Genomic DNA, 14,860 nt, shown 5'->3' with positions numbered 1-14,860 from the left:
CTCACTTCACTGAATCGAAAACCGGTTTCGGCACGGCACTTGCACTGGTTCCAGCAGACAACCCCATCCCTGTTTCTGGAACCGTTGCAGATGTCCCACTCCGTCACTTCGATCCTTTCGCAGATCCGCTCCTATCAGACCCAGATGGGGCAGCCGGCGCTCAACCCGCTGGGCGAAACGCCGCGCAGCAACGCCCTGCCGGGCACGGTGCTGGACGCGCCGCAGGCCCAGCCGGCCAGCTTCACCGAAACCCTGCGTGGTGCGATTGCCGGCGTCAACGATGCGCAGCAGAAGTCCGGCGCCCTCGCCAAGGCCTTTGAAATGGGCGACCCCAGCGCCGACCTGGCCAAGGTGATGGTCGCCTCGCAGCAGTCCCAGATCGCCTTCCGCGCCACCGTGGAAGTCCGCAACCGTCTCGTCCAGGCCTACCAGGACGTGATGAACATGCCGCTGTAAGGAACATTGACGCATGGCACTGACGCTCTCCAAGGACAGCCTGAACGCCGAGAAGGCCGGGCAATGGTTCGACCGCCTGCAGAGTCTGCAGATCACCCGTCGGCTGGGCCTGATGGCGATGATCGCGGTGGCGGTGGCGGCAGGCCTGTCCGTGTTCTTCTGGTCACAGAAGCCGGGCATGGTCCCGCTGTACACCGGCCTGGACCAGAAGGCGACCGCTGAGGCGACCGACCTGCTGCGCGCCGCGCAGATTCCGTTCGCGCTCGATCCGGCCACCGGTGGCATCACCGTGCCGGAAAAGAACCTGCACGACGCCCGCCTGAAGCTGGCCGGCTCCGGCCTGACCGACAGTGGCAAGCTCGGCTTCGAGCTGATGGAACGCGACCCGGGCTTCGGCGTCAGCCAGTTCGTGGAAAGCGCGCGCTACCAGCACGCGCTGGAAACCGAGCTGTCGCGCACCATCAACACGCTGCGCCCGGTACGTGATTCACGCGTGCATCTGGCCATTCCCAAGCCCAGCGCCTTCACCCGCCAGCGTGACGTGGCCAGCGCCTCGGTCACCCTGGAACTGCGGGGCGGCCAGCAGCTGGAACGCAGCCAGGTGGACGCCATCGTGCACATGGTCGCGGCCAGCATTCCGGACCTGGCGCCGGAACGGGTGACCGTGGTCGACCAGAGCGGGCGCATGCTCAGCATCACCGACCCGAACAGCGAGGCGGCGGTCAACGCCGCGCAGTTCGAGCAGGTGCGGCGCCAGGAAACCTCGTTCAACCAGCGCATCCGCGAGCTGCTGGAGCCGATGACCGGCCCCGGCCGCGTCAACCCGGAAGTGAGCGTGGACATGGACTTCTCGGTGACCGAGGAAGCCCGTGAGCTCTACAACGGTGAACCGCAGAAGCTGCGCAGCGAGCAGATGAGCGAGAACACCACCAGCACGCCGGGTCCGCAGGGCGTGCCGGGTGCAACCAGCAACAGTCCGCCGGGCCAGCAGGCCGCGCCGGCCACCGCGCAGACCCCGACCGAAAGCAGCAAGAACGCCACCCGCAACTACGAGCTGGACCGCACCCTGCAGCACACCCGCCAGCCGGCCGGCCGCATCAAGCGCGTGTCGGTGGCGGTGCTGGTGGACAACGTGCCGCGCGCCGGCGCCAACGGCAAGATGAGCCCGCAGCCGCTGTCGGCCGCCGAACTGACCCGCGTCGAGGCGCTGGTCAAGCAGGCCGTCGGCTTCAACGCCGAGCGTGGCGACACCGTGTCGGTGATGAATGCCCCGTTCGTGCGCGAGACCACGCCCGAACAAGGCCCGGCCTGGTGGGAGCTGCCGTGGGTGCACGATGCCGGCCGCATGCTGCTGGGCGCGGTGGTGGTGCTGGCGCTGCTGTTCGGCGTGCTGCGTCCGGCGCTGCGCGCGATCACCGGCCAGAGCAGGAAGGCAGACGAGCAGGCGCTGGAGCCGCATACGGCGGATGTGCAGCTGGTCGATGACGATGGCATTGCGCTGCCAGCGCTGGGCACCGACCGGGCAAGCCTGGGCGGACCGGATGCGCTCGCACTGCCGGTGGATTCATATGAGGAACGACTGCGGATGGCGCGTGAAGCCGTGAAGACCGACTCCAAGCGCGTGGCCCAGGTGGTCAAAGGCTGGGTGGCCAATGACTGAGGCACAACTGACCGGAGTACAGCGCGCGGCCGTGCTGCTGCTTTCGCTGGGTGAGCTGGATGCGGCCGAAGTGCTGCGCCACATGGAACCCAAGGAAGTACAGAAGATCGGCATCGCCATGGCCACCATGACCGACATCACCCGCGAGCAGGTGGAGCGGGTGATGGACCAGTTCGGCCAGGAACTGGGCTCGAAGACCTCGCTGGGCGTGGGCTCGGATGACTACATCCGCAACATGCTGGTGCAGGCGCTGGGCAGCGAGAAGGCCGGCAACCTGATCGACCGCATCCTGCTCGGCCGCAACACCACCGGCCTGGACGCGCTGAAGTGGATGGACCCGCGTGCAGTGGCCGACCTGGTGCGCAACGAGCACCCGCAGATCATCGCCATCGTGATGGCGCACCTGGAAACCGACCAGGCCGCCGACGCGCTGAAGCTGCTGCCGGACCGTACCCGCGTGGATGTGCTGCTGCGCATCGCCACCCTCGACGGTATTCCGCCGAACGCGCTCAATGAACTCAACGAGATCATGGAGCGCCAGTTCGCCGGCAACCAGAACCTGAAGTCGTCGAACATCGGCGGCGTGCAGTGCGCGGCCAACATCCTGAACTTCATGGACAGCGGCCAGGACCAGGCAATCCTGGGCGAAATCGCGCGCATCGATGCGCCGTTGAGCAACCGCATCCAGGACCTGATGTTCGTGTTCGACGACCTGGTCGACCTGGACGATCGCGAGATGCAGCTGGTGCTGCGCGAGGTGAGCGGCGAGCGCCTGGGCCTGGCCCTGCGCGGCGCCGACATCAAGGTGCGCGACAAGATCACCCGCAACATGTCGCAGCGCGCGGCCGAGATCCTGCTGGAGGACATGGAAGCCCGCGGCCCGGTGCGCCTGTCCGACGTGGAAGGCGCACAGCGCGAGATCCTGGCGATCGTCAAGCGCATGGCCGATGAAGGCACCGTCACCATCGGTGGCAGCGCGGAGGCCATGCTGTGAGCAACGTCGTGCGCTGGCTTGCCCCGGACCTGCTGGCCCAGCCCGAACCAGTGCTGGAGCAGGAGTATGCGTTCGAACTCACCGAGCCGGATCCGGAACACGAACCGGAGCCGCCGCTGCAGCTGCCGACCCTTGAAGAGATCCAGGCGATCCAGGACAACGCCGAGAAGGAAGGGTTCGAACAGGGCCATGCCGACGGCTACGGCCAGGGCCAGGCCGAAGTACGTCGCCTCGCCGCGCAGATCGAAGGGATCCTGGACAACTTCAGCCGGCCGCTGGTGCGGCTGGAGAACGAAGTGGTCGGTGCACTCGGCGAACTGGCGGTTCGCATCGCCGGCGCACTGGTCGGCCGCGCCTACGAAGCCGAGCCGGCACTGCTGGCGCAGCTGGTCGGCGAAGCGATCGACGCCGTGGGCGGCAGCACCCGCGAGGTGGAAGTGCGGCTGCATCCGGATGACATCGCTGCCCTCGCCCCGCTGTTGAATCTTTCGCCGACGCAGCGCCTGGTACCGGATACCAGCCTCAGCCGTGGCGACCTGCGCGTGCACGCCGAAGCCGTGCGCATCGACGGCACCCTGGAAGCCCGCCTGCGCGGTGCGCTGGATGCGGTGATCCGCCAGACCGGAGCGACGGCATGAGTGCCGGACCACAAACCACTCCGCCGCCGGCCGACTGGGCCGTAGCCCGCAACCTGCGCCTGGCGCGGCGCCTGGATGGCCTGCGCGTGGACACCGCGCATGGTCGCGGCCTGATCCGCGAGGGCGTGTTGCGCCGTGCGGTCGGGCTCACCCTGGAAGCGGTCGGCTGCGAAGCGCCGCTGGGTGCCAGCTGCAAGGTGGAAGTGGTCGACGGTGGCTGGGTCGATGCAGAAGTGGTCGGCTTTGCCGGCGAGCGCACCTACCTGATGCCCAGCGCCGAACTGCATGGCCTGCTGCCCAATGCCCGGGTGGTGCCATCGGCGCGCCGGGGCGGCGTGGAAGTGGGCGAAGGCCTGCTCGGCCGCGTCATCGACAGCGACGGCGTGCCGCTGGATGGCAAGGGCCCGATCCGCACCGAAGGCCATGTTGGCATGGCCGGCGTGTCGATCAATCCGCTGGCGCGTGAACCGATCACCCAGCCGCTGGACGTGGGCGTGCGCGCGATCAACGCGCTGCTGCCGATCGGCCGCGGCCAGCGCGTCGGCCTGTTCGCCGGATCCGGCGTCGGCAAGTCGACGCTGCTGGGCATGATGACCCGCTACACCGCCGCCGACGTGATCGTGGTCGGCCTGATCGGTGAACGCGGCCGCGAAGTGCGCGATTTCGTCGAGACCACGCTGGGCGAGGAAGGCCTTCGCCGCGCCGTGGTGGTCGCCAGCCCTGCCGACCGGCCGCCGCTGGCGCGTCTGCATGGTGCCTACCGCGCCACCGCCATTGCCGAGTGGTTCCGCGACCAGGGCCTGAACGTGCTGCTACTGATGGACTCGCTGACCCGCTTCGCCCAGGCGCAGCGCGAGATCGGCCTGTCGGTCGGCGAACCGCCGACCACCCGCGGCTATCCGCCGTCGGTGTTCGCCAAGCTGCCGGCACTGGTCGAACGCGCCGGCAATGGCGCCAAGGGCCGTGGCTCGATCACCGCGTTCTACACGGTGCTGACCGAAGGCGATGATCCGCAGGATCCGATCGCCGATGCCGCGCGCGCGATCCTCGACGGCCACATCCTGCTCTCGCGCCGCGTGGCCGACAGCGGCTTGTACCCGGCCATCGACGTCGAGTCGTCGGTCAGCCGCGTGGTCACGGAAATCGCCGACGAACCGTGGCGCCTGCGCATCCGCAAGTTGAAGCGACTGGTCTCGGCCTATTCGGCCAACCGGGACCTGATCGCGATCGGTGCTTACCAGCGCGGCAACGACGCGGCCACCGACGAAGCCCTGGAACGCTGGCCGGAAATCATGGAGTTCCTCGGCCAGGACGTTGCCAAGGCCGCAGATCTCCCGCACAGCCAGGCGGCGCTGCAGCGCCTGGTGGAACAAGAGAGTTAAGCCATGAACCAGTCCAAGCGCATCGATCCCCTGCTCAAGCGGGCCCAGGAACATGAGGACGCGGTCGCCCGCGACCTGGCCGAACGCCAGCGCGTGCTCGACACCCATCTGTCGCGACTGGACGAACTGCGCCGCTATGCCGAGGAGTACGCCAACGCACAGATGGCGGCGACCAGCCCGGCACAGTTGCTCAACCGCCGCGCCTTCCTCGATCGACTGGACAGCGCGGTCGAGCAGCAGCAGGCCACGGTCAATGGCAACCGCGAAAAAGTGGAGGCCGAGCGCGCACGCCTGATCCTGGCCAGCCGTGACAAGGCGGTGCTGGAGCAGCTGGCCGCCAGCTACCGGGCGCAGGAAAAGGTGGTGACCGACCGCCGCGACCAGCGCGAGATGGACGACATTGGCGCACGGCGTGCACGCCTAGTGCAGGCCGAAGACCAGGACGGCGCCGAGCAGGGAGGCCGCTCGTGATGCCCGCCCCGCTCGCCAGCAGCGCCAACACGGCCACGCCCGCCACCAGCAACAGTGCCGCACGCGCCTCGCGCAGCGAAGGCGGAAAGGACTTCAGCCAGCTGCTGCAGGGCGGCGCACCGTCTGCACCCACGCCAGCCGGGAGCGCCACGACACCGATGCCATCCACGCCGAGCCAACCATCGACCGCCGACAGCAATGGCCAGGCACCGGGTGAACGCACCGCGGACGCCGAAGCGGCAACTGCTGAAACGCCGTCGCTGCCGCCCGTTGTCGTGACCCCGGCTGGACCCGGCACCGAAAAGGACAAGCCCGCCCCGACCGAGGACGCCCCGTGGCCACCGCCCGGCCTGGCCGGCCTGGTGCTGGCGATGCCGATGCCTGCCGATCCGGCCGCTGCTCTGCCGACCACCGCTGCACCGGCGCTGGCCAGCGACGGTAGCGCGCTGCCTGCTGCTGCCCCCGCCACGAACCCGACACTGCCTGCAGACGCACCGGCGACGGCCACCACAACCCCAGTGGCGGCTGACGCCAAACCGGCGGCGACCAGTGCGGACGATGCCACGGCGCTGCCACTGCCGGAGATGATCCTGCCCGGCAAGCGCAGCGAGCGCGGCGAAGGCAGTGACGTGGCCGCCGTTGGCGACCGCGCCAGCACACCCCTGCTGCACGCTCCGGCAGCAGCCGCCGTACAGGACCTCAAGGCGGCGCTCGCCGCCGGCAATGCGATCTTCAATGGCGAGCCGACGCCGAAACCCGTGCTGGGTGACGATCGCTTCGACCAGGCCATCGGCGCACGCCTGGGTTGGCTGGCCGACCAGAAGATCGGCCACGCCCACATCCGCCTGAGCCCGGACGACATGGGCCCGGTCGACGTGCGCCTGCAGTTGAACGGCGACAAGGTGCATGCCAGCTTCAGCAGCCCGCACGTGGACGTGCGGCAAGCGCTGGAAAGCAGCCTGCCGCGCCTGCGCGAGCTGCTGGGCGAACAGGGCTTCCAGCTGGCCCACGCCGATGTCGGCCACCAGTCCCCGGGTGGTGAGGGCAATGCGCCGGGCCAGCCCGGTGGCAGCGGCATCATCGGCGACGGAGAACCGACGCCGGGCGATGCCAGCGTGTCGTCGGCGCAGTTGATCCGCCAGCGCGGACTGCTGGACGCCTACGCCTGACAGCCGTGCCGACCAGGGTCGGCACCCACCAGCGCAGAGCGGTCGGCACCCACCAGGGCAGCCGGGCAATAGAGCCGCACCCACCGGTATCGCGTTGGTGGGTGCGGAGCTTGCTCCGCTCGGCCCCACCCACACCCTGACGGAATTCCGTCGCGTCCCGCTGCCCGGCCTTCGGCACGCCCCTTGCATATCCCGGTGAAGCAACCCTCAGGAGCTTCACCCGTGGCCGCAGCCGCTGACAAAACCAAGAAGACCGCAGAGAAGGACAAGGCCGCCAAGCCGCGTAGTCCGATCCTGATCACCGCGCTGGTGGCCGTACTGGCCGCCGCTGCCGCCGGTGGCGGCGTGTGGTTCTTCACCCAGTCCAAGCATGAAGAGAAGACCGCGCAGGCGCCGAAGAAGAGCGCGACCCCAGCCCCGGCACAGTACTTCGCGCTGGACCCGGCCTTCGTGGTCAACCTCAATGGCCCGGTCGACGGCCCGCGTTACCTGCAGCTGGAGGTCCAGCTGATGACCCGCGACCCGGCCGCGCTGGAAGCGATCAAGACCCACGCCCCGGCCATCCGTGCGCGCCTGCTGATGCTGTTCTCGCAGGTCAGCCCGGACCAGATCGCCGATGTCGCCGGCAAGCAGAAGCTGCAGGCCGCCTCATTGGCCGAGGTGCAGAAGGTACTCAAGGCCGAGACCGGCAGCAACGGCGCCGACGATCTGCTGTTCACCAGCTTCGTGACCCAGTAAGGGCCCACCGATGAATGATCTGCTGTCCCAGGACGAGATCGATGCCCTGCTCCACGGCGTGGACAGTGGCGCGGTCGAGACCGATGCGGAACCCCCGTCAGGCGAAGCGCGCTCGTACGACTTCGCCAGCCAGGACCGCATCATCCGTGGTCGCATGCCGACCCTGGAAATGGTCCATGAGCGCTTCGCGCGCCTGTGGCGGATCGGCCTGTTCAACCTGATCCGCCGCTCGGCCGAACTGTCGGTGCGCGGCATCGAACTGATCAAGTTCAATGACTACATGCACTCGCTGTATGTACCGACCAACCTGAACCTGATCCGCTTCAAGCCGCTGCGCGGCACCGGCCTGATCGTGTTCGAGCCGACCCTGGTGTTCGCCATCGTCGACAATTTCTTCGGCGGCGACGGGCGCTACCCCACCCGCATCGAGGGCCGCGAGTTCACGGCTACTGAAATGCGGGTCATCCACCTGCTGTTGAAGCAGACCTTCGCCGATCTGCGCGAAGCGTGGGCACCGGTGATGGATGTCGACTTCGAGTACATCAACTCGGAGATCAACCCGCATTTCGCCAACATCGTGACCCCGCGCGAATATGTGGTGGTGTGCCGCCTGCACGTCGAGCTCGACGGTGGCGGCGGCGACATCCACGTCACCCTGCCCTACTCGATGCTGGAACCGATCCGCGAACTGCTCGACGCCGGCATCCAGAGCGACCGCAACGACCGCGACGAGAGCTGGGGCAAGACCCTGCGTGAGCAGCTCAACGTCGCCGAAGTCACCCTGTCCAGCGTGCTGGCCAGCAAGCGCATGACCCTGCGCGACCTGACCCAGCTGAAGGTCGGCGACATCCTGCCGATCGAGCTCAGCCCGCAGGTGCCGCTATGCGTGGAGAACATCCCCGTGTTCACCGGCGAGTTCGGCATCGCCAACGGCATGAACGCCGTGAAGATCACCGCTACCCATCCGCCGGGCACCCGCCCGCGCGTACCCGTCATCCAGGAAGACCCGCAATGAACGATATCGACGCCCTCGAACCGACCCCGGCCCAGTTCAGCAGCCTGCAGGCCGATGAGGCAAATGGTCCGGACCTGAACCTGGACGTGATCCTCGATGTGCCGGTGACCCTGTCGCTGGAAGTCGGTCGTGCCCGCCTGCCGATCCGCAACCTGCTGCAGCTCAACCAGGGCTCGGTGGTGGAACTGGAACGCGGTGCAGGCGAATCGCTGGACGTGTTCGTCAACGGCACCCTGATCGCCCACGGCGAAGTGGTGGTGATCAACGACCGCTTCGGCGTGCGCCTGACCGACGTGGTCAGCCCCAGCGAGCGTATCCGGAGACTGCGTTGAGCCTGCTGGCCTCCACCCTGCTCGCGGTCGGCAAGGCCGCCGCGCCGATCGGCCCGCAGGTCGGCCAGCATGCGGCCGCCGCACCCAGCCTGTTCGGTGCGGTGCTGGCGCTGCTGGCGGTGCTGGCCCTGGTGATCGGCCTGGGCTGGCTGCTCAAGCGCATGCCTGGCAGCGGCTTCCGCCCGGCCGAAGGCATGAAGCTGGTAGCCAGCCTCAGTGTCGGCGCCAAGGAGCGCGTGGTGGTGGTGGAGGTCAATGGCCAGCAACTGCTGCTGGGCGTCACCGCCGGCGGCATCAATACCCTGCATACCCTGCCCGAGCCGCTGCCGCCACCGGCACCGGTGCGCGTGCCGGACTTCAAGAACCTGCCGAATTTCGCCCAGCTGCTGCAGCAGCGGCTGCGCAAGGATCCCTGACATGCGTGTCACCCGTACCCGACTTGCCACCCTGATGCCGTGGCTGCTGTTGCTTGCCCTGTGCCTGTTGCCGGCGCTGGCGTTGGCCGCGCCCGGCGCGCCGGCCACCCCTCTGCCGGACGTCAACGTCGGCAAGATCGGCGGCCAGCCGGTCAGCCTGCCGCTGCAGACCCTGCTGCTGATGACCGCGATCACCCTGATCCCGTCAATGCTGCTGGTGCTGACCTCGTTCACCCGCATCATCATCGTGCTGGGCCTGCTGCGCCAGGCGCTGGGCACCGGCCAGACGCCGTCCAACCAGGTGCTGCTGGGCCTGGCCCTGTTCCTCACCGCGATGGTGATGATGCCGACCTGGGACAAGGCGTGGAGCGCGGGCATGGCGCCCTACCTCAACGGCGACATCGACTTCCAGACCGCATGGACGCTGACCACGCAGCCACTGCGCGGCTTCATGCTGGCGCAGATCCGCGAGACCGACCTGATGACCTTTGCCGGCATCGCCGGGCATGGCACCTACGCCAGCCCCGACGCGATCCCGTTCCCGGTGCTGGTCGCTTCGTTCGTCACCAGTGAACTGAAGACCGCCTTCGAGATCGGATTCCTGATCTTCATCCCGTTCGTGATCATCGACCTGGTCGTTGCCAGCGTGCTGATGTCGATGGGCATGATGATGCTGTCGCCGATGCTGGTCTCGGCGCCCTTCAAGATCCTGCTGTTCGTGCTGGTCGATGGCTGGGTGCTGACCGTGGGTACGTTGGCGGCGAGCTTCAATCCGGCCTGATATCCCCCGTAACGCGCAGTCGAGCAGGGCTCGACTCTACATGAGCAGATGGAATCCGAATGTCTCCCGAACTTGCCTTGACTGAACTGCGTGGCGGCCTGATCACCGTATTGTGGGTGGCCGGCCCGCTGCTGCTCACCGTACTGGTGGTGGGCGTGGTGGTCGGTGTCGTGCAGGCCGCGACCCAGCTCAACGAACCGACCATCGCCTTCGTCGCCAAGGCGGCAGCGCTGACCGCAGTGCTGTTCGCGCTGGGCAGCTTGCTGATCGGCCACCTGGTTGAATTCACCACGCTGCTGTTCCAGCGCATCCCACACCTGATCGGCTAGGACACGCGCTTCGATGGACGCCGCGACACAGATGGCGGCCGACGGCCTTCAGGCCTTCGGCATGATCGGCACCCTACTGTGGACCATGCTGCGCATCGGCGCTGTGGCCATGGCCATGCCCATGGTCGGGACCCGCGCCGTCCCGTCACGGGTGCGCGTGGTGCTGGCTGGCACCCTGGCCATCGCACTGGCCCCGCTCCTGCCCCCGGTGCCGGACTGGACCGGCTTCGACGCCGCCACGGTGCTGACCATCGCGCGCGAGCTGGCCATTGGCGTATCCATCGGCTTCCTGCTGCGGCTTGTGTTCGAAGCCGGTGCGATGGCGGGCGAACTGATCGCGCAGGGCACCGGCCTGGCCTTCGCGCAGATGAGCGACCCGCTGCGCGGTGGTACCTCCGGCGTGATCGGACAGTGGTTCTATCTGCTGTTCGGGCTGCTGTTCTTCACCGCCAACGGCCACCTGGCGCTGATCTCGCTGCTGGTGGACAGCTATCGCGCGCTGCCGATTGGCGCCCCGCTGCCTGATCCCCATGCCTTCTTCAGCATCGCTCCGGCCTTCCTGCTGACCGTGCTGCGCGGTGCGCTGACCCTGGCCATCCCGCTGACCGTGGCGATGCTGGCGGTGAACCTGGCCTTCGGTGTCCTGGCGCGAGCCGCCCCTGCGCTGAACCCGATCCAGCTGGGCCTGCCGGTTTCGCTGCTGCTGGGCCTGTTCCTCCTGGCGCTGCTGGCCGGGGAAATGGGGCCGCCGGTACAGCGCCTGTTCGACGCCGCCTTCCAGGCCGCGGACGCGGTCACACGCTGACCCGGTCATCACGTATTGCCGCTTGAAGTCCCCCCCGGTCTGCGCGTTAGAGTGAATGCGCGGCAACCGGGGGGATGCCGCACCTGGCCGGCGCCCGTTCGCGTTGGCCTGCCTCATGCATGCCCCACCGTGGTTTCCGTCGACAGGCAGGTCCGGGAGACTGACGAATGCTGGTAGGCACGTACAACCCGTGGCTGGTGGCGATCTCGCTGTTGGTCGCCGTGATGGCGTCGTACACGGCGCTGGCCATGGCAGGACGCACGGTCACCGCCCCGGGCAGGGCAGCCGCCTGGTGGTGGCGCCTGGGGGGCGGATTCGCCATGGGCCTGGGTGTCTGGTCGATGCACTTCATCGGCATGCTGGCCTTCGATCTGCCCATTGCACTGGGCTACGACCTGCCCATCACCCTGCTCTCGCTGGCCCTGGCGATCGCCTCGTCGGTGTTCGCACTGTGGCTGGTCTCACTGCGTACCCTGCCCCATCCTCGATTGGCCGGTGGTGCCCTGCTGATGGGCACCGGCATTGCCGGCATGCACTACGTCGGCATGGCAGCGATGCGCATGCAGCCCGGGATCGACTACGACCCGGGCTGGCTGCTGCTCTCCCTGGTGGTGGCGGTGGCCGCTTCGTGGACCGCGCTGTACGTGGCGTTCCGCCTGCGCGCGCAGCGCACCCGCGTCGGTGACCGGTTGGCGGCCGCCGGCCTGCTCGGCCTGGCCATCGTCGGCATGCACTACACCGGCATGGCCGCCGCGCGTTTCCCGGAAGGCAGCATCTGCGGCGCCGCTGTCGGTGATGGCCTGCAGAGCGAGTGGCTGGCGATGCTGGTGGTGGTGTTGACGGTTGCGATCCTGGCGGTGGTGCTGGTGGTCTCGTGGCTGGACCAGCGTGTGGAGGCGCAGCTGCTGCGGCTTCGCAACTCGATGCTGAGCACCTCGTTGACCGATGCCCAGCAGGAATTGACCCAGGCCGCGCTGCACGACCCGCTGACCCGCCTGCCGAACCGCCTGCTGCTGCAGCGGCGCATGGTGCAGGCGCTGGCCGAAGCCGAACAGGGCGGCAGCCGTTTCGCGGTGATGTTCATGGACCTGGACGGATTCAAGCAGGTCAATGATGCCTACGGCCATCAGGCCGGCGACGCACTGCTGGTGGCGGTGGCCGAGCGTACCCGCCAGCTGCTCCGGCCCAACGATATGCTCGCCCGTCTGGGCGGCGACGAATTCGTGCTGGTGGTGCGCATCGAGCACGACGAGGACCTGCCCACCCTCGCCCGGCGCATCCTGCAGGCGGTGGGCAGCGGCCCGTTGCTGCCGGACAACGAACTTCAAGTGACCGCCAGCATCGGCGTGGCGATCTGCCCCGACCACGCTGCCAGCGAGCGCCAGTTGATGGCCTTCGCCGACGCGGCGATGTACCAGGCCAAGGAATCCGGACGCAACGCCTTCGTGCTGTTCGCCGACTGGATGAACGACAGTGCCGAGCAGCAGTTCCGGCTGCTGGCCGACCTGCGCCGTGCGATCGGCAGCGAGCAGCTGTTCCTGCACTATCAGCCGAAGATCCGCGTGGCCACCCAGCAGGTGGCCGGTGCCGAAGCGCTGATCCGCTGGAAACACCCGGAGCACGGACTGATCCCACCGGACCGCTTCATCCGCCTGGCCGAACGCAGCGGCGCGATCAACGAGATCGGTCGCTGGGCACTGGACCAGGCCTGCCAGCAGCTGCGCCGCTGGCGCGACGCCGGGCATGAAGGCTGGTCGATGTCGGTGAACCTGTCGCCGGTGCAGTTCAGTTCGCCACACCTGCTGCAGGATGTGCGTGAAGTGATCGAACGCTATGGCATTGCCCCGCGCCACCTGGTGCTGGAGATCACCGAAAGCACGGTCATGCGCGATACCGATACCAGCCTTCGCCTGCTGCAGGCGCTGTCGGCGCTGGGCGTGGGCATCTCCATCGACGATTTCGGAACCGGCTATTCCAGCCTGCTGTACCTGAAGCGGCTGCCCGCCACGGAGATCAAGATCGACCACGCGTTCGTGCGTGACCTGGAACACAGTGCGGAGGACGTGGTGATCGTCTCGGCGATCGTGGCGCTGGGCCATGCCCTGGACATGGACATCGTCGCCGAAGGCGTGGAAACCGCTGCGCAGCGCGCCTACCTGGAGCGCCTGGGCTGCGACTTCCTGCAGGGTTATCTGCTCGGCCGCCCGGTCGACGCGGCGCGCTTCATGCAGCTGCACGACCTGCCCCGGCCGCGGGTGGAACTGGCGCAGAGCCCACCGCCGCAACACCCGCCCGGCTGACTCCGGGCCGCGCGCGCCCCATCACGCAACAGTTCCTGCGACACGTTCCTGTAGAGCCGAGCCGACACTCGGCTGCGCTTCTCGCCTGGACCCAACCGCAGCCGAGCGTGGGCTCGACCCTACAACACCGGCGGTCGGCAGCACCACGCCACGCGTGGAACAGTTCTTGCACGCACCTGGGCAACCCCAGCCGCAGTGCCCGTGATGTCCGAGAACGAATCCGCCGGAGAAAAGACCGAACAACCGACCGAAAAACGCCTGCGCGACGCCCGTGAACAGGGCAACCTGCCGCGCTCGCGCGAACTCGGCACCGCCGCCGTGTTCGGCGGCGGTGTGCTGGCGGTGATGGCCATGAGCGGCTCGATCGGCCGTGGCGCCACGGCCTGGATGAAGCAGGCGCTCAGCCCGGAACAGAGCCTGCGGCAGAACCCGAAGGAACTGTTCGGCCACTTCGGCGACCTGCTGTTGCAGTTCATGCTGGTGATCGCACCGCTGGTGCTGGTCTGCCTGCTGGCCAGCTTCGTCGCCCCGCTGGTGATGGGCGGCCTGCGCTGGTCGCAGAAGGCGTTGCTGCCTGACATCAACCGCATGAACCCGATGAGCGGGCTCAAGCGCCTGTATGGCCCCGAGGCGATTGCCGAGTTCACCAAGTCGCTGCTGCGCGTGGCCTTCGTCGGTGTGGCCGCAGGGCTGGTGGTCTGGACCGGCTTTGACACCCTGCGCGGGCTGATCCACCACCCGCTGGAGACCGCCATCACCGACGGCCTCGGCTTCACCCTGCGCCTGCTGCTGGCCACCGCCGGCGCGATGCTGGTGCTGGCCGCCATCGACGCGCCGTACCAGCGCTGGAACTGGATGCGCAAGCTGAAGATGACCCGTGAAGAGCTGCGCCGGGAAATGAAGGAAAGCGAAGGCAGCCCCGAGGTGAAGGGCCGCATCCGCCAGCTGCAGCAGCAGATGGCCAACCGCCGGATGATGGAAGCGGTGCCCACCGCCGACGTGGTGGTGGTCAACCCCACCCATTACGCGGTGGCCCTGAAGTACGAAGGCGGCGCCATGAACGCCCCCACCGTGGTCGCGCTGGGCGTGGACGAGACCGCCCTGCGCATCCGTGAAGTGGCCGACGGCAACAAGGTCGCGATCGTCTCCGCCCCGCCTTTGGCACGCGCCTTGTATCGGGAAGGCCAACTCGGAAAGGAAATTCCCGTGAGACTGTATTCGGCCGTCGCCCAGGTCCTGTCCTACGTCTACCAGCTGCGCGCCTGGCGCACTGGCCCGATGCCGGACGCCCCGCACATCCAGGTGGATGAATTCGGCAAGGGAGGCCGCCCGTGAGCGCCCAGCCCGCCACCGGATTCAACACCCGCCGCGCCC

16 protein-coding genes are annotated in these 14,860 nt (G+C 68.0%); all 16 read left to right on the top strand.

The annotated features are described in order from the left end of the window. Window positions 1-90: 90 nt before the first annotated feature. The 16 genes from fliE to flhB all read left to right on the top strand — a co-directional run bounded on the left by fliE (window position 91) and on the right by flhB (window position 14,821). Window positions 91-456: a flagellar hook-basal body complex protein FliE gene (gene fliE, locus ACM0PB_RS14140; protein ID WP_005409552.1), complete on the top strand. Its 366-nt coding sequence runs from the start codon at window positions 91-93 to the stop codon at window positions 454-456. A 13-nt stretch (window positions 457-469) separates the two neighbouring features. Continuing rightward, window positions 470-2,116 carry a flagellar basal-body MS-ring/collar protein FliF gene (fliF, locus tag ACM0PB_RS14135; RefSeq protein WP_049412900.1) on the top strand — a complete coding sequence of 549 codons (1,647 nt, stop codon included), beginning with the start codon at window positions 470-472 and terminating at the stop codon, window positions 2,114-2,116. 7 nt (window positions 2,117-2,123) lie between these two features. Then, window positions 2,124-3,110, top strand: coding sequence for a flagellar motor switch protein FliG (gene fliG / locus ACM0PB_RS14130; RefSeq protein WP_024958226.1), 987 nt, complete (start codon window positions 2,124-2,126; stop codon window positions 3,108-3,110). Beyond that, window positions 3,107-3,748 carry a FliH/SctL family protein gene (locus ACM0PB_RS14125; protein ID WP_414604809.1) on the top strand — a complete coding sequence of 214 codons (642 nt, stop codon included), beginning with the start codon at window positions 3,107-3,109 and terminating at the stop codon, window positions 3,746-3,748. The genes fliG and ACM0PB_RS14125 overlap by 4 nt, the downstream gene beginning before the upstream one ends. After that, on the top strand, window positions 3,745-5,130 hold the full coding sequence (locus ACM0PB_RS14120; RefSeq protein WP_414604808.1) for a FliI/YscN family ATPase: 1,386 nt from the start codon (window positions 3,745-3,747) through the stop codon (window positions 5,128-5,130). The genes ACM0PB_RS14125 and ACM0PB_RS14120 overlap by 4 nt, the downstream gene beginning before the upstream one ends. Window positions 5,131-5,133: 3 nt before the next feature. Then, window positions 5,134-5,601: a flagellar export protein FliJ gene (gene fliJ, locus ACM0PB_RS14115; RefSeq protein WP_005416437.1), complete on the top strand. Its 468-nt coding sequence runs from the start codon at window positions 5,134-5,136 to the stop codon at window positions 5,599-5,601. Then, window positions 5,601-6,770 (top strand): flagellar hook-length control protein FliK, encoded by a 1,170-nt coding sequence (locus ACM0PB_RS14110; protein ID WP_414604807.1) that lies wholly within the window; start codon window positions 5,601-5,603, stop codon window positions 6,768-6,770. The genes fliJ and ACM0PB_RS14110 overlap by 1 nt, the downstream gene beginning before the upstream one ends. Before the next feature lie 222 nt (window positions 6,771-6,992). Further along, window positions 6,993-7,508, top strand: coding sequence for a flagellar basal body-associated FliL family protein (locus ACM0PB_RS14105; protein ID WP_005416435.1), 516 nt, complete (start codon window positions 6,993-6,995; stop codon window positions 7,506-7,508). 10 nt (window positions 7,509-7,518) lie between these two features. After that, window positions 7,519-8,523 (top strand): flagellar motor switch protein FliM, encoded by a 1,005-nt coding sequence (fliM, locus tag ACM0PB_RS14100; RefSeq protein WP_005416434.1) that lies wholly within the window; start codon window positions 7,519-7,521, stop codon window positions 8,521-8,523. Beyond that, window positions 8,520-8,855: a flagellar motor switch protein FliN gene (fliN, locus tag ACM0PB_RS14095; protein ID WP_005409543.1), complete on the top strand. Its 336-nt coding sequence runs from the start codon at window positions 8,520-8,522 to the stop codon at window positions 8,853-8,855. Before fliM ends, fliN begins: the two co-directional genes overlap by 4 nt. A gap of 17 nt (window positions 8,856-8,872) precedes the next feature. After that, window positions 8,873-9,271, top strand: coding sequence for a flagellar biosynthetic protein FliO (gene fliO / locus ACM0PB_RS14090; protein WP_171956126.1), 399 nt, complete (start codon window positions 8,873-8,875; stop codon window positions 9,269-9,271). A gap of 1 nt (window position 9,272) precedes the next feature. Then, window positions 9,273-10,052: a flagellar type III secretion system pore protein FliP gene (fliP, locus tag ACM0PB_RS14085; RefSeq protein ID WP_049460579.1), complete on the top strand. Its 780-nt coding sequence runs from the start codon at window positions 9,273-9,275 to the stop codon at window positions 10,050-10,052. A 59-nt stretch (window positions 10,053-10,111) separates the two neighbouring features. After that, the gene (locus ACM0PB_RS14080; protein ID WP_005413254.1) at window positions 10,112-10,381 is read left to right on the top strand and encodes a flagellar biosynthetic protein FliQ; all 270 of its coding nucleotides are present in this window, start codon (window positions 10,112-10,114) and stop codon (window positions 10,379-10,381) included. 13 nt (window positions 10,382-10,394) lie between these two features. Continuing rightward, the gene (gene fliR, locus ACM0PB_RS14075; RefSeq protein WP_414604806.1) at window positions 10,395-11,186 is read left to right on the top strand and encodes a flagellar biosynthetic protein FliR; all 792 of its coding nucleotides are present in this window, start codon (window positions 10,395-10,397) and stop codon (window positions 11,184-11,186) included. Between the two features lie 167 nt (window positions 11,187-11,353). Then, on the top strand, window positions 11,354-13,486 hold the full coding sequence (locus ACM0PB_RS14070; RefSeq protein ID WP_414604805.1) for a putative bifunctional diguanylate cyclase/phosphodiesterase: 2,133 nt from the start codon (window positions 11,354-11,356) through the stop codon (window positions 13,484-13,486). A gap of 204 nt (window positions 13,487-13,690) precedes the next feature. Further along, window positions 13,691-14,821 carry a flagellar biosynthesis protein FlhB gene (gene flhB, locus ACM0PB_RS14065; RefSeq protein WP_065184906.1) on the top strand — a complete coding sequence of 377 codons (1,131 nt, stop codon included), beginning with the start codon at window positions 13,691-13,693 and terminating at the stop codon, window positions 14,819-14,821. Window positions 14,822-14,860: the final 39 nt, after the last annotated feature.

Origin of the sequence: Stenotrophomonas sp. AR029 (genome assembly GCF_047520695.2) — a bacterium.
In the GTDB taxonomy this organism is placed as follows: Bacteria; Pseudomonadota; Gammaproteobacteria; order Xanthomonadales; family Xanthomonadaceae; genus Stenotrophomonas; species Stenotrophomonas sepilia.
The sequence above is the reverse complement of the archived record's forward strand: the minus strand, read 5'-3'. Positions and strand labels throughout refer to the sequence as shown.

Bases quoted from the DNA above. Each gene is read 5' to 3' on its own strand.
- fliN (WP_005409543.1), top strand. From the start codon at position 8,520: ATGAACGATATCGACGCCCTCGAACCGACCCCGGCCCAGTTCAGCAGC.
- fliF (WP_049412900.1), top strand. From the start codon at position 470: ATGGCACTGACGCTCTCCAAGGACAGCCTGAACGCCGAGAAGGCCGGG.
- fliM (WP_005416434.1), top strand. From the start codon at position 7,519: ATGAATGATCTGCTGTCCCAGGACGAGATCGATGCCCTGCTCCACGGC.
- ACM0PB_RS14080 (WP_005413254.1), top strand. From the start codon at position 10,112: ATGTCTCCCGAACTTGCCTTGACTGAACTGCGTGGCGGCCTGATCACC.
- ACM0PB_RS14120 (WP_414604808.1), top strand. From the start codon at position 3,745: ATGAGTGCCGGACCACAAACCACTCCGCCGCCGGCCGACTGGGCCGTA.
- fliE (WP_005409552.1), top strand. From the start codon at position 91: ATGTCCCACTCCGTCACTTCGATCCTTTCGCAGATCCGCTCCTATCAG.
- flhB (WP_065184906.1), top strand. From the start codon at position 13,691: ATGTCCGAGAACGAATCCGCCGGAGAAAAGACCGAACAACCGACCGAA.
- ACM0PB_RS14110 (WP_414604807.1), top strand. From the start codon at position 5,601: ATGCCCGCCCCGCTCGCCAGCAGCGCCAACACGGCCACGCCCGCCACC.
- fliP (WP_049460579.1), top strand. From the start codon at position 9,273: ATGCGTGTCACCCGTACCCGACTTGCCACCCTGATGCCGTGGCTGCTG.
- fliR (WP_414604806.1), top strand. From the start codon at position 10,395: ATGGACGCCGCGACACAGATGGCGGCCGACGGCCTTCAGGCCTTCGGC.
- fliJ (WP_005416437.1), top strand. From the start codon at position 5,134: ATGAACCAGTCCAAGCGCATCGATCCCCTGCTCAAGCGGGCCCAGGAA.
- ACM0PB_RS14070 (WP_414604805.1), top strand. From the start codon at position 11,354: ATGCTGGTAGGCACGTACAACCCGTGGCTGGTGGCGATCTCGCTGTTG.